This is a genomic window from Candidatus Villigracilis saccharophilus, from assembly GCF_016711665.1.
The window spans coordinates 1-24,109 of the sequence record NZ_JADJSO010000042.1 but is presented as its reverse complement, the minus strand read 5'-3'; the positions used below and the strand labels follow the sequence as shown (position 1 = coordinate 24,109).

Here is a 24,109-nt window from a genome sequence, read left to right as displayed (position 1 = left end):
TCTTGTCGCTTCCCGACCAAACAATCGCATGTTGTTGGGGAGACTGCTTCGGCATAGAGCAAAAGCCCTCGCAGCAACGTGATTATTTTCCCACTTCCACCGCCACCTCAATGATCCTATCCAATCGAAAGGTGCGTTCGGCTTCACGGGTATGGCAGAAGGCTTTAAGGTAGATGTAATCGGTAAGGCCCATAACTTCTGTGGGTGAAATCCAGCGTTCAGAAACCGATCCATCTTTATCCATATATTTGATAAATAATCTTCTTCCGCTATTTATGGCTTCACTGAGTTCGGTCGGCAGGTATACGCCATCCTGCGGCCAGGCGGGAGAGTTATAAATGCCGATATATTCGTCGAGCGGTTTGCCATTCGGCTTAAGCGCATCCATCATCGCAAAGAAGACATTCTTGGCAGTCATCGCATCCGTCATGGCATGCGACGCTTGCAAACTATTCGAAACATGGAACGCATCCGCCAGATATTGCAGACTGTAGGATTCCAAGTCATAGTTGTCGCGCGCCAGCAAAAGTGTGTCGATCAAATTCGGATATTCGACGGAATGTCCCAGCTTGCGATATTCGTTATCAAGGAATTGCAGGTCGAATTTGGCATTATGGCAAACAATGATCGCATCCTTTAAAGACGCCTCCAGCTGGCCGGTGATCTCTGCGAACTTTGGCGCGGCTGACAGTTTCGACACATCCAGGCCGTTGACGTGAGACGCCGCGGGTGAAAGGTCGCGTTCGGGATCCAGGAGCAGGTCAACGGTCGCTTTGATGCGCCTGCCTTCGGTAATGACGATCGCTATTTGACAGATCCGATCTCCAAACCACGGAGAAAGTCCGGTGGTTTCGATATCCAGAAAAGCGAAGCGCGCGTTGGAAATATCAAACATGATGAGGTCCGCCTTGTTAGAGTATGGGGTATCTTACCGTTTTTCCAGACACAACGCAACCATAAAGCACGAGCAATAGACGGGTGTTTTTGGCTATAAAACTATGAAAACTGCTCTTTTTGATTGGCTTCTTACTTAACTGCAAGGCTCATTTTTCAATTAACAAATGTGTGGGGCTCTATAGTACTTTAGTCCCATTCACAAACCTTTCCCCTATCTGCCTGTGTGATAACCTTCACACAGGCAAATTTTGTTGCCCATTGAAGAAAATAAACTAATAATAAAAATCTAAAAAGGCAAATTCGGTGAAAACCGAAGACGCAAAGCCAAGGGTCTAAAGTAGTTCTTTTACTATGATTGCCAGGTTGCTGAAAGTGTTAAGCAAACTGCCTGGCGGATGCCAGGCAGTTTGCTTTACAAAGGAGTAAATTATGAGAAAGACAAAGTTTCAAATCATGACTGTCATCGCGGCACTCTTGTTGTCATTTGGCAGTTTTACGAACACAAAAGCTGCCTCCGCAGCCGCGATGCCAGAACATCAATTGGCACTGGCTGGCTCCAATATTTATTATGTCAGTACAAGCGGCAAAGACACAAATTCAGGGTCAGCAGCAGCGCCGTTCAAGACATTTTCAAAAGCCGCATCCGTCCTGGCAGCCGGTGACACCCTGCAAGTGCTGGCGGGAACGTATAACGAAACATTAACTCTTTCAAAATCGGGTACGGCGGCCGCGCCAATTACTGTGATCGGAAATGGGGCCATCCTGAACATGCAGGCCTCAAAGGCCAATGGAATTTCAATTACCGGCAGTTACATCAAAGTGTCGAATTTTGAAATTATCGGCGCCGTTGACTTTGGCATACTTATAGCTGGCAAGTATGTTGTGGTCGAAAATAATAACTTACATGATAATGTGACCAAGAACGGAGTTGGAACCTGCGGCCTGTCCACCTCCTGGGGCAGCGCGGTTAAGGTTAAAGTCGGCGGCGAGAACAGCGTCATTCGGAACAATACTGTTTACAACAATTGCGGCGAGGGCATAGCCGTCACACGCGGTGTCATCGCGCTGGTCGAGAATAATACCGCCTACGACAACTTCAATGTCAATTATTACGTTGACAATTCCCCCTGGGTGGTGGTGCAAAACAACCTGTCCTACTGTACAGGCACTCATTTAAGAAATGGCAATCGAGCTACTGGCATAGCATTGGGAGAGGAATTTTACACAGGCTGGGGCGCGCAATTGCATGATGTTACGATCACTGGCAATACGGTCAGGGACTGTCAGAATGGAATTGTAGCATTTGCTAGCAATGTTGGCGGAACACTAACAAACGCGACCATTAGCAACAATAGCGTGCCAAGCGGGCAAGTCCGCAGTATTTCCATGCAAGCCTCAACCAACAAGAATGTGGTCGTTTCATACAACAACGTATTCAATACGGTCTATGTAAAACAAACTTCGGGGATTTCACTTGTTGGGAACGTGATCAGCGATGCAACCATACCGACAAGCACGCCGACCCCCGGCACCACGTTGGGAGTATTTCGCCCGGGTGATGGGCAGCTATACCTCAAGAGCACACATACAGCAGGCGTCGCCGACGTGATAATCAGCTACGGTGCCAGCGGAGATTATCCTGTGACAGGTGATTGGGACGGCAATGGCACAGATACGATCGGGGTTTACCGCAATGGCACCTTCTATTTGCGAAATTCCAACTCGGTCGGCTATGCAGACCTCACATTTCAATTCGGCGCCATCGGCGACCAGCCCGTGGTTGGGGATTGGGACGGCGATGGAATCGACACGATCGGTGTATATCGTAAGGGATTGTTTTTTCTACGCGATAGTAACTCCGCAGGAGCGCCCGATACGAGTTTTGCATTAGGCAATCCGGGTGATATTGGCGTAACCGGCGATTGGAATGGCGACGGCATGGATACAACGGGGGTATTCCGGCCGAGTAATGGGGTGATATTCCTAAAAAACGCCAATACAAGTGGTTTTGCAGATGTGGCCCTCAACTATGGTCTATCCGGAGACAAGCCCGTGATCGGAGATTGGAATAATGATGGGATTGATACGATCGGTGTCTTTCGTAATGGCTCTTTCTATCTGCGTAATTCCAATACGATCGGGTTTGCCGATATCGTTTTCGCGTTTGGCAGCGGCAGTGACATACCGATCGCAGGGGATTGGGATGGGATGCAGTAATCGGTCCTGATCTTTCTTAAATATCAAACGACAAGGCTATGCTTAGAAAAAGCATAGCCTTGTCGTTTTCGAGTGCAATTGCGCAATGAAAGTAGAAAAAGAATTTTCGCTCAGCGTTTTCGGTGTTCAAAATTTTGCGCGTGGCTGATTTAAAAAATTAATTCTTATTTGAATTCCACACTCGAGTGTGCGTATTGATGAATAGATAATAGACCGCGAGACCACCGCTGTATAACAGAACAGCCACATAGACGATCAGGTTGAGTTGATATTCAGGTTTTACGGTTTTGAAGAGAGCCAGAAAGGGGAAGATCAACACAAGGTCATAGGCCAGAAAGCTCAGGAGTTGACCAAGCGCATTATGCCAGCGCGGCTGAAAAAGCCCGTACAAAAAGTAGAACGCATCTCCCAAAAAGATACAGCCGAATATCACAGACGATCTGGGATCCAATACCCACGGGAAGATCGGCAGTTTCATCACCAGCGAGCCGCCCGCCAGGAATAACGCGGCGATGAATATCCCAAAGGAAACACGCACCAGTTTTGGGGTGGGACGAGAGTCGCGCAGATCAAATTTACGGCTCCACTGAAACGCAATGATGCTGGCGATCGCTGTCAGGATGCACGCAAATCCATAGATGAACAAGTCGGAGCGGCCTTCTCGTAACGCAAGCTGTAAAAAGAAAATGGCGCACGCGGCGGCGATGACGAACACATTGAGCGCGCCGGCGGGTAACGCGCCCAGCTCACCTGTCCAGCCGATCCAGATGGCCGCCACACTGACCGCGGCCAGGATCGATCCGATGAACAGGTAGGAAAGCCGTCCATCGAGCCAGGGCCATAAATTAGTAGCAAAAGGGAGTTGAAAAATGTAGCCTAAAGCCAATAAGAGAATGACAAATCCGCCCAAAAATGTTGCATATTGAATCTGCTTCATGATCTCACCTCTAATATTTAGATTTTTTCTTGAAGAGATTATAGCATTCTAATTTTTTGCCCATAACTATATCCCAGTGCATGGACTTTTCTCACCGCTCGCTATCCAATCTTCCGCTTCCTGCCATCCGTTCCCGTCCGTGATGCGAAGCAGTCCGTTGACCCACCTCACGCGGACATGGCTCACCATCAATCAGCCCCACGCACCCAATAAAAAACACTGGACATTCAGCCCAGTGTTTTCTCGATTTTCCATACTTTATCGAAAAGGTAAAACTCTTACCCTCGTTTTATCTTCATCCACTGTCACCAAAGCGCCACCCTCCAAAGTGGACTGATGTTCCCGTAAAACTTGTATCACAATATCCGCCAACGCCTGTGGAAACACATCTTGCGTACGGACTTGTATCACGCTTGGGCTTTCAGCGCGGGTTAATGCCAGCAATATACCAAAATCCAGATCATGTGTAAAAACAATAAAGCCGTTTTCACGCGCCCAGGACATGATGACATCATCCGCAGCGCGAATATCCCCAACCGCCGACCAATGTACGGACTCCCAACCAGCCGCTTGTAATACTTCCACCTAATCGGGTGAAAGATTCATGTCAATGACGATCTTCATGCGCTTGCAAGCGGAAGTTCAATTTCTTCAACACGCCATGCGGCATAGGTCAGAGCTTCACGGATATCTTCCTTTTCGAGATACGGATAAGCCTTGAGGATTTCCTCTGTACTGTGACCAGACGCCATCAAACCAATAATCATGCCCACTGTCACGCGCAGACCACGGATGGTCGGTTTGCCGCCCATCACATTTGTATCAAAGGTAATTCGTTTCAGGTTTTTCATAATAACTCCTGCCTGTATTTTACCCCACCCCAAAAAAACTGATTGACCATTGATTACTAACTTCACGCGGCTATGACCCACCATCAATCTTCTCTTCGCGCCCCCAAACATTCTCCGCGCCCAATCACCGCCCCGACGTGGAACGTCAGGGCTACACCTACAAAATCGGCGAAGCCGATTAGTCCGCTTGAGCGGACTTCGTACGCATAGCACGCGGGGTTTACCCCCGTGCGTTGTAATTGCGGAGTCCACGCCAGTGGACTTTCACGAACTGAGGCAGGGACTGCGTAGCGTCCCGCACCGACCTCTCCCCCTCACGCGGACATGACTCACCATCAATCAGCCCCTCGCTCCCAATAATTATCATCTTCGCCAAAATATCACATCTAACTGTATACGCGTACATTCTTTTCTCTTTGCATACCGATTTGCAAAGTCTTGGAATTTCTTGCTGTTTCCTGAAGACAATCCCTTGATTGTCTTCCACTTGGGCAAATCATCAAGTTCCCCTGAAAGAGAAAATAATTTATTCGCCACCTGACTATCCAATGGAACTTCTAAAAACTTTTCTGTTCGATCAAAGCGATACTCTTTTCTAAGAACCGCATGGTAAGCCACACTCCCCAAAAATAAATTCAAAGCTTTTCGAGCGGAACCCCAATATTCAGATCTATGGTCAAGTGCTTTGATTTTTCTACTCAAGGCAATAGTATGTTTATCTAAAACCTTACCAAAATCTTCAGCAGTTTCACACTGAAATTCTTCCAGTTTTATTGTCTTTAGGTAATTCCGAACTTTTTTTATTGTTCCTTCTGGATGTCCACGAAGCGTGGAAGCACCAATGGAAGTTTCAGCAACTCTTTCAATATACAGTCGATTGGTAACACCCATAATATCTCCCTTAGCTTCTAAATTAAATCACTCGCATTGAGCAATTCAGCTATTTTCTCTGCTCTTTCTTTTGCATCTTCCCAATCTTCATAATTCCCGCACACACAAACTTCTCTTTGCTCTTTTTGGTCAATGACAACAAAAGTATTTCCATCAAGCTGACTAACGATATACCTTTGCATAACACTTTACTCCTTTGTCATTTTCATTCTATATTGACCACGACCAACAAACTCAATTACATTTTTATCTCTCAAATATTGCAACTGCTGTCTTATTTTCGCTTTGACATTATTGTTCAATGGATGTTTGGCTTTCAGATAGGTTTCAAAGCCATAAACATCATCCAGCGAAAATTCATTCTTCTTGATTCTCTCGACGCAGAGTACAACATCCAGCATCCAGCCCTTTGATTCGATGTCATGCGTGGTTTTGACAAATTCAGTTTTATTCCATTTACCTAAAACTTCATTCTTGCTTTTCGCAATTCCATTTTGAACATAGAATATTTTCCCGATTTCAGGAATATTACTCATGTCAATATTGCAACCAATCCAACCAGCCCTTCTTGCAGTAACGTTTAACGCTTTTCTCTTCTCGATAATATTTGGCACAAAGAAATATTTAGGAATGGTCAGGAAATTCTTGATTTCAAACGTAGACTTATCGTAAGTCAAGAAAAAGAAATTCGGATTATTGGCTGATCTCAATCTTTCAATCATGGCAGAATATGCGCCATCAACGATTTTCTTCCCCATAACACCTTGCTTTGACTTTAGTTCATATTCTTCTGAGCACTTCTTGCAATAAAAATCTGCAACAGGTCTATTGTTTTCAAAATTGCTTAATTCATTGCCACAACTTGGACAGAATATTGAGTCATTCACCCAATATTCTGTCATCACCCTAATTCTCTGAGCACCACTTGAATAATCTTTTGCAACTCCGACAGGCAATCTTAATTCCATTTTGTTTACCCTTGATTTGCTGATTAGAGATTTCAAAAAATCCGCGTTCTTCTGCGTTTATCTGCGTCCAAAAGCCTAAAACCCCAACTCCTTCAAATTCTGCGCCTCGCTCTTCTTCCCCCCGCCTCCAAGCAACTCCTTCCAAAACGCATCATCATACCTGCGTGACTTGACAGGCAGTGGCATTGGCACTCCCCAGCCCAACAGCAGAACTTCCTCTTTCGGTTGGAGTCGCGCCAGCATACCGCGCAGGGCGTCCCGTCCAGATAAACCTGATAATACGGCTTGAATATCCAGGTCATCGCCGAGCCAGCCGCTGATGCGCGTCCCCAACTGACTCATCACCTCGTCATAAATTTGCGACGGGCGCTGGTCAACGATCAGCAGGGTCACGTAATATTTGCGCAGTTCGCGCGCGATGGTCGCGAAGGTGGTCTGCGCCGCCATCTCACGGTTGAGCAGTTTATGCGCCTCCTCCACCACGATCACCAGCGGACGCGGCTCGCTCTTGCCGTGCGTCCTGAATTCATTGGTCTTCTTCTCCCACGCCGCGCGGATCTTGCGCGTCAGCAAATTCGACACGAGCAGATAATCCAGGTCGCTTTCATGTTCGCCATACGAAAGCACCACATGCTGACCATTCTCCAGCGCGTCGATGATATTCTTCACGCTGTCCGCGGCGGGCTTCTCGACGATATACGGCTTGCCGAACAAGCGCCGCAGTTTATCGTGCAGAGCCTCCGCCGCCATCACGTTCACACCGTTGCTGTCCGCCCACGCCGCCACACTATCGGGATGCGGCACGCGCTTCATCTTGCCCTTTTCGTCCTCCACTTCCACCTCTTCGCGGTTCATCGCCTTGAAGCGCGCGAACCAATCATTCTTGAACGACCCGAACAAGGCGTTCAACGTGGTGGGCGTGGTCTCTTTCAGATTCAATTCACGGCTCAACGTTTCGATATCGGCTGTGGAAATGTCGCCTGTTGAGATTTCCAAATTAAAGTCGGGGACTTGCCCTCTGATGGTTGCTCCTGCTCCCAAGCCGACGACTCGAATCTTCGACTTGAACTTGGTCTTGAGTCCCGTCACGGCTTTTTTCGTGTCTGACGCCACATCGTCAAAACCGTACTCGTTATGCATATCCAGCACCAACACCGACGCCTTGTTGTAGTGCATCAGCCCCGCCAGCACCAGCCGCGTCAAAAACGACTTGCCCGTGCCCGTCGCCCCAAACACCCCCGACGACCTCTGCACGAACTTCTCCATATCAATGCAGACAGGATGTCCCTGCTCGCGGGTGTAACCGATGATAAATTTACCGTCCACATTCGGGTCACCGAATATCTCGGCAATGTCACCCTCATTCGCCATCCGCACCTGCGAATGATGCGGCGGAACTGTTTTCACTGGAATTGGATGCGGAACTGAATCGCCGATCTTCTTCACCCAAATATCATACTCAGCCGAAGCAGGGTCAGGCCCGCGCTCAAGCATCAACGCGGGCAGTACTTCGAGATTGGTATACAGAGTCTGTCCATGCAAAGCCTTCGCCAGCGCCGCAGGCAATCGGTCAGACTTCTCATCCGCAAAGCGGTCATCCGTAGCACCGAGCTGCATATCAGTCACAAGTCCATAGAAATGATAGTCCCCGCTCTCGATCACCACAAACGCCCCCTCCTGCACCGTCAGCGGATCAACCGTCAACCGCACGCGGAAAGACTCCTTCAGTCCGCCGCCAACGATGTAGCCGATAATTTTATTTTCCATAATATCCTCCAAACCATTCTGGACTCCGACAGCTCGCTGTCGGAAATGCGGGAGCAAGCTCCCGCACTCCAGAGTTAAGAAATATCAGCCAGCGCACCCAACGCGCTCATCAACGTTGGATAATCATCTCTCAACAATGCAATCAATTCCGCGACAGCTTTTTCTTTCCACATTCCACTTTCCACGCCGTGTGCCTTCCCTGCCTGTTGAATATGTGCCGCCAGCACTTCACCGATCGGAGCATCTTTTGCATTCAAGATATGACGGAAATATCCGAACTTCTCGGTGAACCTGACCAAATCCTTGTCGTCGCACAAATAGATCACATCCAAACTCAACGGCGGACGCGGCGGCAGAAGGTGATGCACCTTGCCATCCTGTTCATATCCCACCGCCAGCACAGACATCTCCACGGGCACGATGCGATTCTCACGGTTATCGCGCATCACATCATCGCTGACATTATTGGATGTCACCAACTGGCGCACCAGCCCGTCATCGTCAATGTGAATATCGTGGATGAGTCCATACACTTGATAGCCCTCACCTAATGGCGCGCGCACCAATGCGCCAAAGGCAGGCACGGTCAATTGTGAGACGCGACAGCCCGCAATAAAGCCCGTTGTCCCAGCCCGCAGTAAACGTCCGATTTCGATTTGTTGTGTCATGATTTCATCCTTTATAGGGGCGGCGTCCTGCCGCCCTGGGCGCGGAGACCGCGCCCCTACGATTACATTCTTGTTCTGCCAGCACCATCTTTTGCTGATTGTTTATAAGACCCTTCATCCATCTCTTCATCTTGATTGCGTAATTCCATTGCCAGCATTTGCTCGATCTGCTGTTTCTCTTCCATTTTGACAACGGCGGTCTCATGCGCGCGATGCAATAAATATGGATAGGGCTTGCTGCCCATCATGCGGCATTGCTCGACCAAAACACCGTGCAGCAAATCCAACTTCTCTTTATCATCTGCCACCCATTTGGGAATTTCAACCCGCACCGGCCAGGGATGTCCTTCCGTGCCGACGTTGAGATAGAAGAAATGCAGCGTCAGAGTCCCTGTATATTTCTTCTCGGAACTGGACTGAATCACAAACACCGCTGAACGGTGACCGGGCGGCAGCAATGGGTCTTTTCGATCACCAAACAACCAACGGTCACTCACACTCCGCAATGGATGGAACTCTTTTATTTTTTGAACCTGCTCGTTGTCGGCAGATGCGATCTCAAGCAAGCGGACAACCAGGTCAGCCGATGGCTTATCTACATAACCGGCGGTGATCACTCCGCGCGATTGCAGGCGGGAAAGCACACCAAGATACCTCTCAACGATCTCCACATACGAATGCGCGTCTTCACCTTTTGCGCCCCATAATTCGATCGGTCCATCTGTAAAGGTAACCACTGAACCTTGCAAACCTTTAGACAATACATCCAGTTTCGACCGTTCGGCAAGGTCGCGTTTTAACGCCACCAATCCATCAGACATGGGAAATCCGTTTGGCAAAAGATCGTCACCGTATAACAATTCAGTATCGGTGAATATTGCGGGTGTTTCGCCGGAGCCGAGTTTCATTTGAATCGCGCCGACGTTAACCACACAAAACTGGATCGCCGCATGCCTGTCTGGGGTGATCTGCGAACCGTCAGCTGCGATCAGAGTCGCTTGAACAACAGGAGCAGGCGCCGGGTGGGAGGACCCGAGGCTTTCGTCCAGTGGATACGCACAGCGAATATTTGGATCAACAGCTTTGGCTGAGTCCACTTTGGAGCGCAATTCATCCAATTTAGAATCATAAAAGCTCAGCAAATCGCGCGCCGAGGCTTGCGCCTCTTCCTTCTTTTTTCTTCTTTCCTTTGCGCCTTTGCCGATCTTCTTTATTTGAGTGTAGACTTCCTGATAGTTTATGGGCATGGTTTCTCATTAGAACATTTGTGCAAAATTTTAGCCGTAAATGTACTAAAATACAAGCGTTTCACTTGGGAACTTTTTTTGAGAGTACGGCGTCACTAGAGAAACAAAACAATGTAACAAAAGGAGAAAAGAATGAATAGAAAATTTTTAGTTTTTGCAGTACTGGCTTTTACCCTCATCCTGAGCGCCTGCGGTCCGACGACCATCAATCAGGCAGCGCCCGAAAACGTCCGAACCTTGAATGTCAACGGCATCGGCATGGTTGACCTTACCCCTGACATTGCTTACATCTACATTGGTGTTCATGATGAAGCCGCAACCGCCTCCGAAGCAGTGAATGCGAACAAGGAGCACACTAATTCCGTTATCGATGCGCTTAAGAAAGCGGGCGTAGCCGAGAAGGATATCCGCACCAGCAACTTCAGCATCTGGCCTTCCCAGCAATACAGCCCCGAAGGGCAGATCACAGGCACGATCTACATGGTTGACAACCAGGTCTATGTCACTGTGCGCGAACTTGACAGCCTTGGCGACCTGCTCGATGATGCGATCACTGCGGGCGCGAACAGCGTCAACAGCATCACCTTTGATGTGGCTGATAAGACCCAGGCCGTAAAGGATGCCCGCGCCAAAGCCGTGGAAGATGCAAAACTACAGGCTCAGGAATTGGCCGACTCCGCCGGCATTTCACTCGGCAGTGTGCAAAACATCAACTTCTATGACAACAGTTCCTATCCTTCCCCCGTTTATGGCGGCAAGGGTGGCGGCGGCGGAGCGATGGCAGCGGATGTCGCAGTCCCGATCCAGCCCGGCCAGTTGACAATTTCTGTGACCGTCAACATGACCTACTCGATCAAATAATCGCATCCTACTTAACTGGAACCTGCTCCTGTTTCGAGGAGCAGGTTCTTTCCTTTTCATCCCTCCCCCATTTTCAAAGAAAATGGGGGAGGTGCCGCTTAAGCGGCGGAGGGGGCGGTTATAATCACATCATCATTCCCCCTCAAGGAGTCTCTTCATGTTAAGAGTTGGTTATATCGGTCTTGGATTAATGGGCAAATCAATCGCCCGCAATATTCTCAAAGCAGGTTTTCCTGTGGTCGTGCATAACCGTTCCCGCGCGGCAGTGGACGAATTGGTCAGCGAAGGCGCGGTCGCCGCGAGCTCTCCCAAAGAAGTTGCGGCGCAAGTGGATATTATCTTTACAAATTTACCTGATTCACCAGATGTGGAAAAAGTTGTGCTTGGTGAAAATGGGATCATCGAAGGCGCGCGTGCGGGGCTTATTGTTATAGATAACTCCACCATCAAGCCCGCATCTGCAAGATTGATCGCAGAGAAATTGAAAGAGAAAGGTGTATTCTCGTTGGATGCGCCCGTCTCAGGTGGAGATATTGGCGCGAAGAATGGAACACTCACCATCATGATCGGCGGAGATGCGGAAGCGCTGGAAAAAGCCATGCCTGTTTTACAGGCCATGGGCAAGACCATTACACTCGTCGGTGATGCGGGCGCGGGTCAGGTGGCGAAAGCCGCGAACCAGATCATGGTCGCCGCGCAGATGGTGGCGATGGGAGAACTGCTGGTCTTCTCGAAGAAGGCAGGCGTTGACCCGCGCAAAGTAGTGGATGCGATCAAAGCCGGCGCCGCTCAATGCTGGGCGCTAGACATCAAACCTCCGCGTTTATTTGACGGCAATCGTAACCCCGGTTTCAAATCCTATATGCAATTAAAAGATATGAATATCGTTCTGGAAACGGCGAAGGAATATGATGTTCCAATTTCAGGGACAGTTGAGAATACAAAACTCTATCAACAAATGATCGACATGGGCATGGGCGAATTGGACAACTCCGCGATAGTGGGCGTGATCGAAAAGCTTGCGGGCGTTGGAATTTTGGATTGATAAACACGTAGGGGCGCAGCAATGCTGCGCCCCTACGAAATTATTATGAACATCAATCAACCCGCGCCTGATTTTGAATTGCCTGATCTTGAAGGCAGGCTTCATAGTTTAAGTGAGTATCGCGGCAGAATCGTCATCCTCAATTTTTGGTCTTGTGAATGTCCGCACTCAGAGCGGACGGACAAAGCCATCATGGCGATGTTCGTACAATGGCGCGACAACGTGGTGATGCTGTCCATCGCGGCGAATCGAAGCGAGAATTTTGAGGCGGTGAAAACTGCCGCTAGCGCCCGACGCCTGTCAACGGTCCTGTTGGATGCGAATTGTTCCGTCGCGGATCTGTATGAGGCGCAGACCACTCCGCATGTGTACGTCATTGATCGGGACGGAATTCTGCGTTACTGCGGCGCTGTGGATGATATGACTTTTCGCAAACGAATCCCAACCCGCTTCTTTCTGGACGAGGCGGTTGAGTCGCTGCTCGCAGGGAATTTGCCGGCGCTGACAGAATCTCCCGCGTATGGTTGTACGATTGTGCGTGAAGTTTGATAGAATAAAACCGTGATAGAACTTAAAGACCGTGTTTCCTTCTTAAATAAAATCCATCTCTTCAGCGGTTTAAAAGAGAATGAACTTGCCGGTATTGCCGCGAAGTTGAATGAAAAAACACCCTCTGCAAATGAGGTGATCTTCGAACGCGGGGCAAAGCCTGATGGTTTTTATTTAATCTACAAGGGCAAGGTGAATGTCACGCGTCCGCGCGAGAATGGAACTGATTTTCTGGCGTTTCTTTCGACGGGAGATTATTTTGGCGAGGAAGCCTTATTCGAAAAGCGCGACCGCTCCGCGACGATCACGACAGCGGAAGCTTCGACCATCCTCTTCCTTTCAAAAGATGATTTCGACGAACTGTTTACCCAGTATGAGAAATTAAGACCGAATTTTCTGGTGGCGATCAAGAGCCGCAAACTGGCGCGCTCCCTGCGCTTCAAATGGCTGGGTTCAAAAGAGGTGATCTACTTCCTGGCGCGCAGACACAAGATCCGCCTGTATCAAACACTTCTGGCTCCTGTATTTTTGCTGACCGCCCCGATCCTGTTGTTCTTTTGGTCCTTCGTATCCGGCGCAACCACTCCCTACGCAGTCGGCGGGATCATTTTATGCGCGGATATTTTGTGGGCTGTCTGGCGGGCGGTTGACTGGAGCAATGATTATTATATTGTCACCAATCAGCGTGTGGTCTGGGTGGAACGTGTGATCGGCATTTATGACAGCCGTCAGGAAGTTCCACTCTCAACCATCCTGGCGGTCAACGTGGAAACAGACCAGATCGGGCGCATATTGGACTACGGTAATGTAAGCGTACGGACCTTCGTCGGCAGTATCCGTTTCGATTATGTAGATCATCCCTCCCAGGCTGCGGATATGATCCGCGAATATTGGGAACGCACCAAAGCGACCGGCACTCAGGCGCAAAAAATGGCAATGAAGAATGCCCTGCGCTCAAAGCTAGGGTTAACTGTGGAAGCCATTCCGCAGGAGGAACTGCCTCCCATTTCAATGGAAGATAAGAATGTGCAGAAAAAATCATTGCTGCGGATCGTCCTGGCCAACATATTCAAACTGCGGGTGGAGGACGGCGGCACGGTCACCTACCGTAAACATTGGTTCGTGCTGTTGCAGCAGGTTGGGCAGCCTTTATTTTATTTGCTGCTCATCACCGCGTTGATCATCATTCGCGGCTGGTATCTTTTACAGACTCCCAATCTGACGTTTATCAGACCCAACGCGGCCGGGATACCGCGCCCGGATTCAATCGTCGTGTTCCTGCTGTTTGTCACACTGCCCCTGACGGGCTGGCTGGTATGGGAATACCTTGATTGGAGTAATGACATCTTCAAGGTCACACCCGAGGAGATCATCGATCTCGATAAAACCCCGCTCGGAAGCGAGGAACGCCGTTCTGCGCAGATCGAAAACATCCTCAGCACGGAATATCAACGCATCGGTCTGATGGGATATTTGTTAAATTATGGCACGGTGTATATCACAGTGGGCGGAACAAAACTGGAATTTCAGGATGTGCTCGACCCGGCCGGGGTCCAAGCGGATATTAATCGTCGCCGCATGGCACGCATCGCAAAGAAAAGTGAAGATACAGCCAACGTGGAGCGTGAACGCATGGCTGTCTGGCTGGCGGCTTATCATCAAAATGTGTCCGAGTTCACCGACACCGCCAAACCGTCCATGGAAGATGACATGAAAAATCCCGGTCTACCCGACGCGGATCTCGATTTCAACGGTCCCGGGCAAGATCAACAGGGACAGGCCGACAGTGGAGATTTCTGGTAGATAATCAACCTAAATTAATAAAGAGGAAAAGTATGGCTCTAAGACAAATCGTTACCGTGCCTGAACCCGTTCTGCGGCGCAAGGCAAAACCGATCACAAAATTTGATAAAAACCTGCAAACCTTGATCGATGACATGATCGAGACCATGCGCGACGCGCCGGGCGTGGGTCTGGCCGCGCCGCAGGTCAATATCTCGGAACAATTGATCGTCGTCGAATATTCAGAAGAGGATGAGGACGATGATGAAGATGCGGAAGAAAAACCTGAAAAACCGAAAAAACTTTATGTGATGATCAACCCTGAGATCACCAAGACTTCAGAGGAAAAAGTTTTGGGTGTCGAAGGCTGTCTCTCGATCCCCGGCATTCAGGGCGAAGTGGAACGGTTTGAGGCGATCCAGGTCAAAGGGCTGAACCGCTTTGGCAAACCGCAAAAACTTAAAGTCCACGGCTGGATGGCACGCATCTTTCAGCACGAAATAGACCATCTCAACGGCGTGTTATTTACCGACCTCGCTGAACGGCTGTGGAAATTTCAGGAAGAGGAAGAGCACGAGCTGTAAGAACATCGGTTGAAAGTTACTGGTTGGAAAGTTGCAAGTTAAAGACCTTCAACTTTTAACCTGCCAACCTTCAAACCCATAAACATGTACTTAAAACACCTATCACTGACCAACTTTCGCAGTCTCACCCGCCTGGATATGGAACTTCCACGGCGGGTTGTTCTGCTTGTTGGCAGCAACGCACAGGGTAAAACAAGCGTGCTCGAAGCCATTTATTTCCTGGCGGCATTCACCTCACTGCAAACACATGTGGACCGGCAGATCGTTAATTTCCATGAAGCCAAGAATCCACTGGCGGTGACCCGGCTCGTGGCTGACTATCAACGCGGCAAGACGAAGCAGCGCGTCGAAGCGCGTCTGATCCTTGAACCAAGCGGGGTGAATGGCCAGCGGCTGCGCAAGGAAATTTTATTGAACGGCGCGAAGAAACAGGTCAGTGAGGTGATGGGACATTTCAACGCGGTCATCTTTGTGCCGCAAATGTCGCAGATCATCGAGGGCGGTCCCGATGAACGCCGCCGCTACATCAACCTCGCACTGGCACAAACTGTCCCCGCGTATGCGCGCATCTTAAGTGATTATCACCAGGCGCTCACCCAGCGCAACGCGCTTCTCAAAGCGTTGAATGAGCGCGGAGGAAACAGCGACCAGCTTCAGGTGTGGGATGAAGCGCTGGTACGGCTCGGTGCGCAGATCATCCTGCATCGCATCCATGCTGTTCAGGAGATCGAACGATTCGCTTCGCGCATTCATCACGAGTTGACTCGCGGAACCGAGGTGCTGCGTCTCGCCTATGAACCGTCCTATGATCCGCTCAAACCTGAGATGCAGTTGGGACTTAAACTGGATACGAAGATTGACCGCTCTGGTTTGGAATTGGATGAAATTCAAAAGGGATTTTTAGCGAAGTTGAAATCCCTGCGCAGTGAAGAGATCGCGCGCGGCGTGACCACCATCGGTCCGCACCGTGACGACATCCGCTTCATCATCAACAAAGCGGATGTCAGCGATTACGGTTCGCGCGGACAGATGCGCACGACCCTGCTGGCGCTCAAGCTCGCCGAAGTGGAATGGATGCAGGAACGCACCAACGAATGGCCGGTCATTTTGCTCGATGAAGTGATGGCCGAATTGGACGGCAACCGCCGCGCCGACCTGCTGAAATATGTCGGCAAAAGCGAACAGGTTTTAATTACCACGACGGACCTGAGTCTGTTCACGCCGGAGTTCGTCGAACAAGCCGAAGTGTGGGATGTCAGCGGCGGCGTGGTAACCCCGAGAAAATAGTGCCGTCATTGATGTAAAATATCCTTCATGTCCCACACATTCAAATACGATATTCTGGTAATTGGTTCGCTCAATGCGGACCTGGTGGTGCGCGCACCGCACTTTCCGCGGCCCGGTGAAACCATCAGCGGAGACGACCTGCAGATCATCCCGGGCGGCAAGGGAGCCAATCAAGCTGTCGCCGCCGCGAGACAAGGCGCGAACGTGGGGATGATCGGGCGGGTGGGGAAGGATGGCTTCGGTGATGTCCTGCTGCAGAATCTAAAAAATAATCGGGTGGATATTTCCGACGTTGAACGCGATGATGCATCCACTGGGACGGCCATTATCGTCGTCGATGAAGATGGACAGAACAGCATCATCCTCTCAGCCGGCGCGAACGGCAAAGTGACCAGGGAGGATGTAAAGAAACACTCGCCCGGTTTTCAAGCCATGCAAGCTGTTCTGCTTCAATTGGAAATTCCGCTTGAGACGGTTGTATATGCGGCCCAATCCAGTTTTGGGAATGATGCCCTTGTCATTCTTAATCCCGCGCCTGCCCGCACATTGCCTGATGAATTATTTAAAGTCATCGATTATCTCATCCCCAACGAAACTGAATTAAGCATCTTAAGCGGAATTCAGGTGACCGATCTTGCCTCCGCAGAAAAAGCGGCGCGCTCCCTGCAGGAGCATGGAAATTTCAGCGTACTTGTGACCATGGGCGGCAATGGCGCGTTGATCGTGGATAAATTCGACGATGAAATAAAACACATCCCTGCATTCAAAGTGGAGGTGGTGGACACCACCGCCGCGGGCGACGCTTTCATCGGCGGATTCGCATCCGCACTATTGCGCGGACTTGAAGTTGAAGAAGCCGTGAAATACGCCAACGCCTGCGGAGCCTTGGCGGCGACAAAATTCGGCGCACAGCCGTCCCTGCCGACAAAAGAAGAAGTGGAAAAATTCATCAAACAAGGATGAGAAAACCATGACCACAAAACGAATCATCATTGACACCGACCCCGGCGTGGACGACGCGCTGACCTTCCTGCTGGCGCTTGCCTCTCCGGAGATCCAACTCGAAGCGCTGACCACCGTCTGCGGCAACATTGGCATTGACAAAACCACACGCAACGCGCTGGCTGTACTGGAATTGGCAGGCGCGAGCCGCATCCCCGTCGCGCGCGGATGTGCGCTGCCGCTGGTCAGCCCGCTTGGAACATCAGGCGAGGCGGTCCACGGCACAAGCGGACTCGGGAAAGCTGATTTGCCAGAGCCAAAATCTCAGATAGTAGATCAACATGCCATCGATTTTTTGATCGAGCACATTCTGGCAGAGCCGCAGGAGATCACGCTCTTCATGATCGGACCGATGACCAACCTCGCGCTGGCCATCCGAAAAGAACCGCGCATCGTGCCGGCCCTGAAGGAACTCGTCATCATGGGCGGCGCGATCAAGCAGGGCGGAAACGTCACGCCGCTGGCAGAATTCAACATCTACGCAGACCCCCACGCCGCGCATATCGTCTTTCATGCGGGCATTCCGATCACGTTGATCCCGCTCGATGCGACTTATAAATGCCTGCTCACCACCGCTGATGTGGAACACCTCAACAGGATCGACTCACCCATCGCGCGCTTTGTGCGTGACGCAACCGCAGTTTATATGGACTTTTACAAAAAATATGAAAACTTTGACGGCTGCGCCCTGCACGATCCGTTGACCCTGGCGACCCTCATCGCGCCCGAATTGCTCACCTTTGAAGAGCATCATGTGGATGTGGATATTTCAGGCGGAGTCTCGCACGGGAATACATTCGCAGATCTCATGAAGGTATCCAAAAAGCCAGTCAACATGAGAGTGGCGATGGACGTGCGCGGACGTGATTTCGTTGAACTGTTTATTGATCGCATGGAAAGCCTGAGCCGCAGGATTTAATTCACAGAATAAATCCCCGTTCAACGATCAGGCTATTTCCGCCTCCTGAAAATAATTCCGAACTCTGGCCGCGATCTGGCGGTCGGTCAATTTGTCGGCGGACTCGACGCCCAATATCGGCGCATTGACCTTGTGATGTGCCATGCGTTTTTCAAGCTCCCGCTTCGCCTCGCCTGGCCCGATGATCAAGACCGCTTCGGCCGAGCGGAATTGTTCGATCACTTTTTCATAATATTTATTCAGTTGTTCTGTGAATTTATTATCCAGTTGATCATCCTCCCCTGTTGATACTGGGCGCTGTATTTGGATCTTGGATGTGCTGCTCCCGCCAATTGACTTAAGTTCTTGAATTGATCTCGATTGTTTGAATTTCCTCACCTTGTTCGCTTTGGATCACGATGACCGCTTTTTTATGATCGATCCACACACCGATGGTTTTCATTGAACCTCCAGTTTTCACAGCCCATTTCATTCCCCCGCGCCAATTAAATTATACGATTTTCTGGAATAAGTTCAACCTCCAGGGATTTATAAAAATATGTTCCCTTTTTAGTGCTTCGCAAAAAATGACAGGGTGGGGAAGATCCCACCCTGTCAGGTTATAGACGATCCCTGTTGTATCTGGAATTATGCTGTCTTGCGACGGCGTTGAATAATGCTGTAGATCGCCAGCCCAAGCACGAACACTGTTGCGACCCAGGCGCTATTCGCCACCAGAGCCGTGTCGGCCTGCTTTTGAGCGATCCCAGCGAAGGACCAAACCAACACGAAGGCGTAGCCGCTGTCCCTGCGCGTGACCGTCATTGCCAGGGCGAGCACGCTTGCAATCACCAGCAAGATGACCGCCCATATTTGCGGGGCGATCCCGAATCCAGTCCAGTTGATGAAGTATAGATAATCGGTGACATTGGCAACCGTGGCGACAGAGATCCAGCCGAGATATACGCTGAAGGGAACATCCACGCTCCATTTTTCGGTGTTGCTCACGGCTGTGCGCCCGACATTCAATTTGAGATAACTGGCGATCAGCAGACCGAGCAGGGTCAGCATGACCAGCACGCTGAAACCGAACAGGTTGTAATGCCAGCAGAACAGCCAGGCCGCGTTGAAGATTCCGCTCAACGCAAATAAATATCCGAGGTTGCGCAGGCGCGGACTTTCCTTCTGTGCCGATCCAAACTGATAAATTGCGAAGGCGATCCAGCCGATGTAGATGATGCCCCAAATGGCGAAGACGTATCCCGCGGGGACGAAGTAGACCTGAAAGCGATCTGAGATCTCGCCTGTATTCTGTCCATTCAGCGGCAGGGTGCTGGCGAGGATGTTGACGGTAAGCGCGACTGCAACGGATAGCGCGTTGGCGAGCTGGCGAAGTGTGTCTTTGTTCATGAAATTCTCCATAATGAAATATTTGCCACAGGGACAGGTTCATCATACAACTTCTTACTGTCAATTGCTATCATAAGCGGGGCGGGCGACAATTATCTAGTTCACAAATCACCCCGATTGAGGGGATTGAAACGCAGACAAGAAAAAATGCCATTTGTTCCAGTATCCTACAGGATCCCACAAGAGCAGCGGGAGCATCATGTTCCGCAAATGGACAAGTCAACCAAAATCGCTTCAATTTTATTAATCACCTCAATGTTTCTAAACCTGTTTTCTTCGGAAGATTAATGACAATATTATAGCGTTCTCATCAAACCCTCGTAGTTGCATCCAAAAATTCTGGCTAGATTAAGTGATTTATTAGAGATTATTCTAGTATATTGACAGGCTGTACAAAGCATGTAAAATACGAACAATATATGTGCAAAACATGTGCAAACATATAACAACCTTAGAAATGGAGAAAAAAATGAAACGCTTTTCAATGTTCGCAGTCTTACTCGTAATCGCTTCCCTGGCTTTGGCCGCCTGCGCGCCCGCCGCCACCCCCGCTCCCACCGCTACACCGATGCCGGAGCCAACCGCCACCCCTGAGCCGATGCTCAGCGATATCGTAGACACCGCTGTCGCCGATGGCCGCTTCACAACGCTTGTGGCCGCAGTCCAGGCCGCTGAGTTGGTGGATACGCTCAAGGGCGAAGGTCCGTTCACCGTTTTCGCCCCCACCGATGATGCTTTCGCTGCTTTACCCGAAGGCACACTCGATAGCTTGCTCCTGCCCGAAAACAAGCAGGCTCTGACCGACATCCTGCTCTATCATGTAGTTTCTGGCAAAGTTATGGCCGCCGATGTGACCGCTCTGACCAGTGCCACCACCGTGCTTGGCAAGGATGTCACCGTCAAAGTTGACATGGGCAATGTCTACATCAACGAAGCGCAGGTGGTTATCACTGATATCGCCACTTCCAATGGCGTGATCCACGTGATCAATGCAGTCCTCCTGCCTCCAGCCGATGAAGCTGCGATGGAAGAAAAGAACACCATCGTTGACATCGCTGTCGCTGACGGCCGCTTCACCACCCTGGTAGCTGCCCTGACAGCCGCCGAGCTGGTCGAGACTTTGAGCGGCGATGGTCCCTTCACAGTTTTCGCCCCCACGGATGATGCCTTCGCTGCATTACCCGCCGGCACACTTGACACATTGCTCCTGCCCGAAAGCAAGCAGGCGCTGACCGACATCCTGCTCTATCATGTCGTTTCTGGCAAGGTCATGGCCGCGGATGTAGTTACTCTTTCCGGCGCGACCACTGTACTTGGCAAGGATGTCACCATCACTGTCAAGGATGGCAAGGTTTTCCTGAACGACACCGTGGAAGTCATCATTACTGACATCGAAGCCTCCAATGGTGTGATCCACGTAATTGACGCGGTTCTTCTCCCGCCTCAATAAGCATCTCTCTCCTCCTAGATTGAGTGTAAAAAGAAAGGACGGGCAAATTGCCCGTCCTTTTGATTCATAAATCGTCTCGATCAGAGAGAGGTCCGCCCGGCTCAAAAATTAATTTATCGGGATGCACGCTCAGTTTTTGCTTTTTTCGATATTATGCCAACTGTACCGTCAACTTCTTCCCCAACGCGGATGCGGCACGCTCAAGCGTGATTAAAGTGATCGAAGCATTTTCAGGGTCAAGCAGACGCTCCAATGCCGCGCGACTGGTCTTCATGCGGCTTGCCATTTCAGTCTTGGTCAAATTCTTTTCTTCATTTCTTCTGTAATTTGATAGGCTATGACTCGCTTGATGGCGGCAGCCTGTACCTGCTCGTAAATTTTTCTTCTTTGAGAAAATCATCTAAGTTGCTTCCAATGTGTTTTTGTTCATGGCTTAATCCTTCTCTACATTATTCAAGCGACGACGGGCGGTATCCAATTCGTCTTGAGGTGTTTTCTGTGACTTTTTGACAAACCCATGCAAGAGGATCATGGTCTTATCCATAACCGTAAAAAATACCCGCGCAATTCCTGCTCCAATATGGGAGCGTACTTCCCAAAGTCCGCGTTCGATCTTGCGGATCAATGGCATTCCTAGCGGCCAGCCATATTGTGCGGTTTTGATGTCTTCGCCAATGGTTTGACGATCCTCCTTTGGCATGTCTTTCAGCCATTCCCGCACAGGCTCTTTGCCTGCTTCGGTTTTGTAGAACACTACATTCAGAATTGGTTTGCCCTCTTCGTCTTTATCCATGCGGACAGTGTACCGTAATTGATACGCCCGTCAAGGGAAGCTCCTTGGGATTTATCCTTACTTTCGCTTCGGGATAAAACCTATCTCAGCGCTTCGCGTGGATGCGCTCCGTGCTGAGTCGGCGCAGCCGACTTCACGAACTGAGGAAGGGCTTCAGCCACCGTTTTCGCCCCCCACGGACGATGCCTTCGCTGCATTACCCGCTGGCACACTTGACACATTGCTCCTGCCCGAAAAGCAAGCAAGCGCTGACCGACATCCTGCTCTATCATGTCGTTTCTGGCAAGGTCATGGCCGCGGATGTAGTCATTCTTTCCGGCGCCACCACTGTACTTGGCAAGGATGTCACCATCACCGTCAAGGATGGCAAGGTTTTCCTGAACGACACCGTGCAAGTCATCATTACTGACATCGAAGCCTCCAATGGTGTCATCCACGTAATTGACGCGGTTCTTCTCCCGCCTCAATAAGAAGCATCTCTCTCCTCCTAGATTGAGTGTAAAAAGAAAGGACGGGCAAATTGCCCGTCCTTTTGATTCCTGAATTGCGTTTGTTATGCCTTCGTGCGCCGCCGTTGAATGATGCTGTAGATCGCCAGCCCAAGCACAAGCACTGTTGCGACCCGGGCGCTGTTACCACCAGAGCCGTATCGGCCATAACACGGGAGGCAAATTCTCACCTAATGTTGACATTCCATACCCAAATCCTAACAGCGGATGTTTATTGCAGGGTCGGGGATGCTTTGATGATAGGCAAGTTTATGCGAATTTGGTAATAAAAGAACGGATAATACTCATTTAATTGAAGGTTACCAGATTTGTAAGGCAGTTTCTGCTCATATCCTTCATTTCGCAGAGACTCCTGTGTTAACCTAAATATTAGTGATGTGACATTTGTCCATTATGAACACTAACACCATCCCAGAAAAAGCATCTCTGTCGACGTTCAGAGTTGCTAAACCAAGGAGCCAAAGTAGTTCATTTGCCATCATCGCCAGGCTGAAGAATACAATTCATCAAAACTGCCTGGCATTGTCAGGCAGTTTTTTTATAAAGTTAGAAGGAGAAAGTAGTGAGTAAGATAATTTCCAGAATGATGAGTCTCTTGACAGCATTCGTTTTGATGCTTGGAAACTCTACTAGTGCAGGTGCTGCATTTTCATATGTGGGGCAGCTCCCACAGAGTCAGGCAGTGACGCTTCCTGCGTTTCCCGGGGCGGAAGGGTTTGGGGCAAATTCAATTGGCGGACGAGGCGGAATCATATATGAAGTTACGAATCTGAATGACACAGGCACGGGAAGTCTTAGGGCATGTGTTGAAGCCAGCGGAGCGCGGACCTGCGTTTTTCGCACCGGCGGACTGATCGTATTGCAATCAGCACTAAGGATCGTTAATCCATATATCACCATCGCGGGTCAAACAGCACCCGGAGGCGGGATTACGTTGAAGACGGCTTCCGGTGGAGATATATTCTCCACCCAAACTCATGATGTTGTGATTCGATATATCACAGCGCGGCCTGGCCCCGTGGAGAAACCCATGCCAACCAGATCGCAAAAACGGCACCGAGCTATACAATATCATTATTGACCATAACTCCCTGAGTTGGGGTGTCGATTCGAATATTGAAACCTGGTACAGAGTCCGTGATGCTACGATTCAGTGGTCACTGATCTCTGAGGCGTTGAATAACAGCACACACTCAAAAGGCGCTCACAGCAAGGGACTTATGATCGGCGGGTATCAAGGCAGTGAATCTGGCGGCAAGGGATCGGAAAATATATCCGTCCTCAATAACCTGATGGCTCATAACGCTGAACGTAATCCGCTTATGCAGTTATGCGGTATCGCACAGGTGATCAATAACACTACCTATAATCCGCAATGGACGTTTTCACACCAACAGCTCAATTGCACTCTAGGTGAAAGTTACGTTAACTGGATCAATAATTATCATAAGAAAGGCCCATCCAGCACATCCAACAGCGATTTGAAAGTTATCCCC

At 49.9% G+C, this 24,109-nt stretch carries 25 protein-coding genes, 3 pseudogenes and 1 riboswitch; of the genes and pseudogenes, 14 read left to right on the top strand and 14 right to left on the bottom strand.

What is annotated here, in order from left to right:
• Nucleotides 1-82 precede the first annotated feature (82 nt).
• A complete protein-coding gene (locus tag IPL17_RS13510) occupies nucleotides 83-895 on the bottom strand; it encodes an exonuclease domain-containing protein (RefSeq protein WP_345307608.1) in 813 nt (270 codons plus the stop codon).
• Nucleotides 896-1,180: 285 nt separating this feature from the next.
• A riboswitch (cyclic di-GMP riboswitch) is annotated at nucleotides 1,181-1,268 on the top strand.
• A gap of 58 nt (nucleotides 1,269-1,326) precedes the next feature.
• Here IPL17_RS13510 and IPL17_RS13505 point away from each other — a divergent pair.
• Entirely contained in the window at nucleotides 1,327-3,114 is a 1,788-nt protein-coding gene (locus IPL17_RS13505; protein ID WP_345307607.1) for a right-handed parallel beta-helix repeat-containing protein, read from the top strand.
• Nucleotides 3,115-3,271: 157 nt separating this feature from the next.
• Here the strand turns inward: IPL17_RS13505 and IPL17_RS13500 are convergent, their stop codons facing one another.
• From IPL17_RS13500 to IPL17_RS13460, 9 genes are all read right to left on the bottom strand, one after another.
• On the bottom strand, nucleotides 3,272-4,051 hold the full coding sequence (locus IPL17_RS13500; protein WP_345307606.1) for a hypothetical protein: 780 nt from the start codon (nucleotides 4,049-4,051) through the stop codon (nucleotides 3,272-3,274).
• 258 nt (nucleotides 4,052-4,309) lie between these two features.
• Nucleotides 4,310-4,636: a DUF5615 family PIN-like protein gene (locus tag IPL17_RS13495; RefSeq protein ID WP_345307605.1), complete on the bottom strand. Its 327-nt coding sequence runs from the start codon at nucleotides 4,634-4,636 to the stop codon at nucleotides 4,310-4,312.
• A gap of 35 nt (nucleotides 4,637-4,671) precedes the next feature.
• The gene (locus IPL17_RS13490) at nucleotides 4,672-4,902 is read right to left on the bottom strand and encodes a DUF433 domain-containing protein (RefSeq protein ID WP_345307604.1); all 231 of its coding nucleotides are present in this window, start codon (nucleotides 4,900-4,902) and stop codon (nucleotides 4,672-4,674) included.
• Between the two features lie 363 nt (nucleotides 4,903-5,265).
• The gene (locus IPL17_RS13485) at nucleotides 5,266-5,793 is read right to left on the bottom strand and encodes a hypothetical protein (RefSeq protein ID WP_345307603.1); all 528 of its coding nucleotides are present in this window, start codon (nucleotides 5,791-5,793) and stop codon (nucleotides 5,266-5,268) included.
• A gap of 17 nt (nucleotides 5,794-5,810) precedes the next feature.
• Entirely contained in the window at nucleotides 5,811-5,975 is a 165-nt protein-coding gene (locus IPL17_RS13480; protein ID WP_345307602.1) for a hypothetical protein, read from the bottom strand.
• A 6-nt stretch (nucleotides 5,976-5,981) separates the two neighbouring features.
• Nucleotides 5,982-6,761 carry a DpnI domain-containing protein gene (locus IPL17_RS13475; protein WP_345307601.1) on the bottom strand — a complete coding sequence of 260 codons (780 nt, stop codon included), beginning with the start codon at nucleotides 6,759-6,761 and terminating at the stop codon, nucleotides 5,982-5,984.
• Between the two features lie 75 nt (nucleotides 6,762-6,836).
• Entirely contained in the window at nucleotides 6,837-8,528 is a 1,692-nt protein-coding gene (locus IPL17_RS13470; RefSeq protein ID WP_345307600.1) for an ATP-binding protein, read from the bottom strand.
• A 74-nt stretch (nucleotides 8,529-8,602) separates the two neighbouring features.
• On the bottom strand, nucleotides 8,603-9,196 hold the full coding sequence (locus tag IPL17_RS13465) for a hypothetical protein (RefSeq protein ID WP_345307599.1): 594 nt from the start codon (nucleotides 9,194-9,196) through the stop codon (nucleotides 8,603-8,605).
• A 62-nt stretch (nucleotides 9,197-9,258) separates the two neighbouring features.
• On the bottom strand, nucleotides 9,259-10,443 hold the full coding sequence (locus IPL17_RS13460) for a DNA double-strand break repair nuclease NurA (RefSeq protein WP_345307598.1): 1,185 nt from the start codon (nucleotides 10,441-10,443) through the stop codon (nucleotides 9,259-9,261).
• A 132-nt stretch (nucleotides 10,444-10,575) separates the two neighbouring features.
• Between IPL17_RS13460 and IPL17_RS13455 the strand changes: the two genes are divergently transcribed.
• From IPL17_RS13455 to IPL17_RS13415, 9 genes and pseudogenes are all read left to right on the top strand, one after another.
• Nucleotides 10,576-11,304, top strand: a complete 729-nt coding sequence (locus IPL17_RS13455) for an SIMPL domain-containing protein (protein ID WP_345307597.1) — start codon at nucleotides 10,576-10,578, stop codon at nucleotides 11,302-11,304.
• Between the two features lie 145 nt (nucleotides 11,305-11,449).
• Nucleotides 11,450-11,935, top strand: a pseudogene (locus tag IPL17_RS13450) (NAD(P)-binding domain-containing protein); the annotation flags it as partial.
• A complete protein-coding gene (locus IPL17_RS13445) occupies nucleotides 11,921-12,349 on the top strand; it encodes an NAD-binding protein (RefSeq protein ID WP_345307646.1) in 429 nt (142 codons plus the stop codon). The pseudogene IPL17_RS13450 and the gene IPL17_RS13445, both read left to right, overlap by 15 nt.
• 45 nt (nucleotides 12,350-12,394) lie before the next feature.
• Nucleotides 12,395-12,898, top strand: coding sequence for a redoxin domain-containing protein (locus tag IPL17_RS13440; protein ID WP_345307596.1), 504 nt, complete (start codon nucleotides 12,395-12,397; stop codon nucleotides 12,896-12,898).
• A 12-nt stretch (nucleotides 12,899-12,910) separates the two neighbouring features.
• Complete coding sequence (locus IPL17_RS13435) at nucleotides 12,911-14,701, top strand: cyclic nucleotide-binding domain-containing protein (protein ID WP_345307595.1); 1,791 nt, start codon at nucleotides 12,911-12,913, stop codon at nucleotides 14,699-14,701.
• A gap of 32 nt (nucleotides 14,702-14,733) precedes the next feature.
• The gene (def, locus tag IPL17_RS13430; protein WP_345307594.1) at nucleotides 14,734-15,264 is read left to right on the top strand and encodes a peptide deformylase; all 531 of its coding nucleotides are present in this window, start codon (nucleotides 14,734-14,736) and stop codon (nucleotides 15,262-15,264) included.
• Nucleotides 15,265-15,348: 84 nt separating this feature from the next.
• Entirely contained in the window at nucleotides 15,349-16,551 is a 1,203-nt protein-coding gene (recF, locus tag IPL17_RS13425; protein WP_345307593.1) for a DNA replication/repair protein RecF, read from the top strand.
• 27 nt (nucleotides 16,552-16,578) lie between these two features.
• Nucleotides 16,579-17,514, top strand: coding sequence for a ribokinase (gene rbsK, locus IPL17_RS13420; RefSeq protein ID WP_345307592.1), 936 nt, complete (start codon nucleotides 16,579-16,581; stop codon nucleotides 17,512-17,514).
• Nucleotides 17,515-17,521: 7 nt separating this feature from the next.
• Nucleotides 17,522-18,472, top strand: coding sequence for a nucleoside hydrolase (locus tag IPL17_RS13415; RefSeq protein WP_345307591.1), 951 nt, complete (start codon nucleotides 17,522-17,524; stop codon nucleotides 18,470-18,472).
• Nucleotides 18,473-18,499: 27 nt separating this feature from the next.
• Here IPL17_RS13415 and IPL17_RS13410 read toward each other — a convergent pair whose 3' ends face one another.
• Together IPL17_RS13410 and IPL17_RS13405 are read right to left on the bottom strand one after the other, a co-directional pair.
• Complete coding sequence (locus tag IPL17_RS13410) at nucleotides 18,500-18,694, bottom strand: hypothetical protein (protein ID WP_345307590.1); 195 nt, start codon at nucleotides 18,692-18,694, stop codon at nucleotides 18,500-18,502.
• Between the two features lie 405 nt (nucleotides 18,695-19,099).
• Nucleotides 19,100-19,861, bottom strand: a complete 762-nt coding sequence (locus IPL17_RS13405) for a tryptophan-rich sensory protein (protein ID WP_345307589.1) — start codon at nucleotides 19,859-19,861, stop codon at nucleotides 19,100-19,102.
• Nucleotides 19,862-20,330: 469 nt separating this feature from the next.
• On the opposite strand from IPL17_RS13405, the gene IPL17_RS13400 reads away from it, so the two are divergent.
• Nucleotides 20,331-21,311, top strand: a complete 981-nt coding sequence (locus IPL17_RS13400; RefSeq protein ID WP_345307588.1) for a fasciclin domain-containing protein — start codon at nucleotides 20,331-20,333, stop codon at nucleotides 21,309-21,311.
• Nucleotides 21,312-21,462: 151 nt separating this feature from the next.
• Here the strand turns inward: IPL17_RS13400 and IPL17_RS13395 are convergent.
• Both IPL17_RS13395 and IPL17_RS13390 read right to left on the bottom strand, forming a co-directional pair.
• Nucleotides 21,463-21,727 (bottom strand): annotated as a pseudogene (locus IPL17_RS13395) (Fis family transcriptional regulator).
• Nucleotides 21,728-21,744: 17 nt separating this feature from the next.
• A complete protein-coding gene (locus tag IPL17_RS13390; protein ID WP_345307587.1) occupies nucleotides 21,745-22,104 on the bottom strand; it encodes a type II toxin-antitoxin system RelE/ParE family toxin in 360 nt (119 codons plus the stop codon).
• 212 nt (nucleotides 22,105-22,316) lie between these two features.
• Between IPL17_RS13390 and IPL17_RS13385 the strand changes: the two genes are divergently transcribed.
• The 3 genes and pseudogenes from IPL17_RS13385 to IPL17_RS13375 form a co-directional block, all read left to right on the top strand.
• Nucleotides 22,317-22,574 carry a fasciclin domain-containing protein gene (locus tag IPL17_RS13385; RefSeq protein ID WP_345307586.1) on the top strand — a complete coding sequence of 86 codons (258 nt, stop codon included), beginning with the start codon at nucleotides 22,317-22,319 and terminating at the stop codon, nucleotides 22,572-22,574.
• Between the two features lie 601 nt (nucleotides 22,575-23,175).
• The gene (locus IPL17_RS13380) at nucleotides 23,176-23,694 is read left to right on the top strand and encodes a hypothetical protein (RefSeq protein WP_345307585.1); all 519 of its coding nucleotides are present in this window, start codon (nucleotides 23,176-23,178) and stop codon (nucleotides 23,692-23,694) included.
• Nucleotides 23,695-23,788: 94 nt separating this feature from the next.
• Nucleotides 23,789-24,109, top strand: a pseudogene (locus tag IPL17_RS13375) (hypothetical protein); the annotation flags it as partial.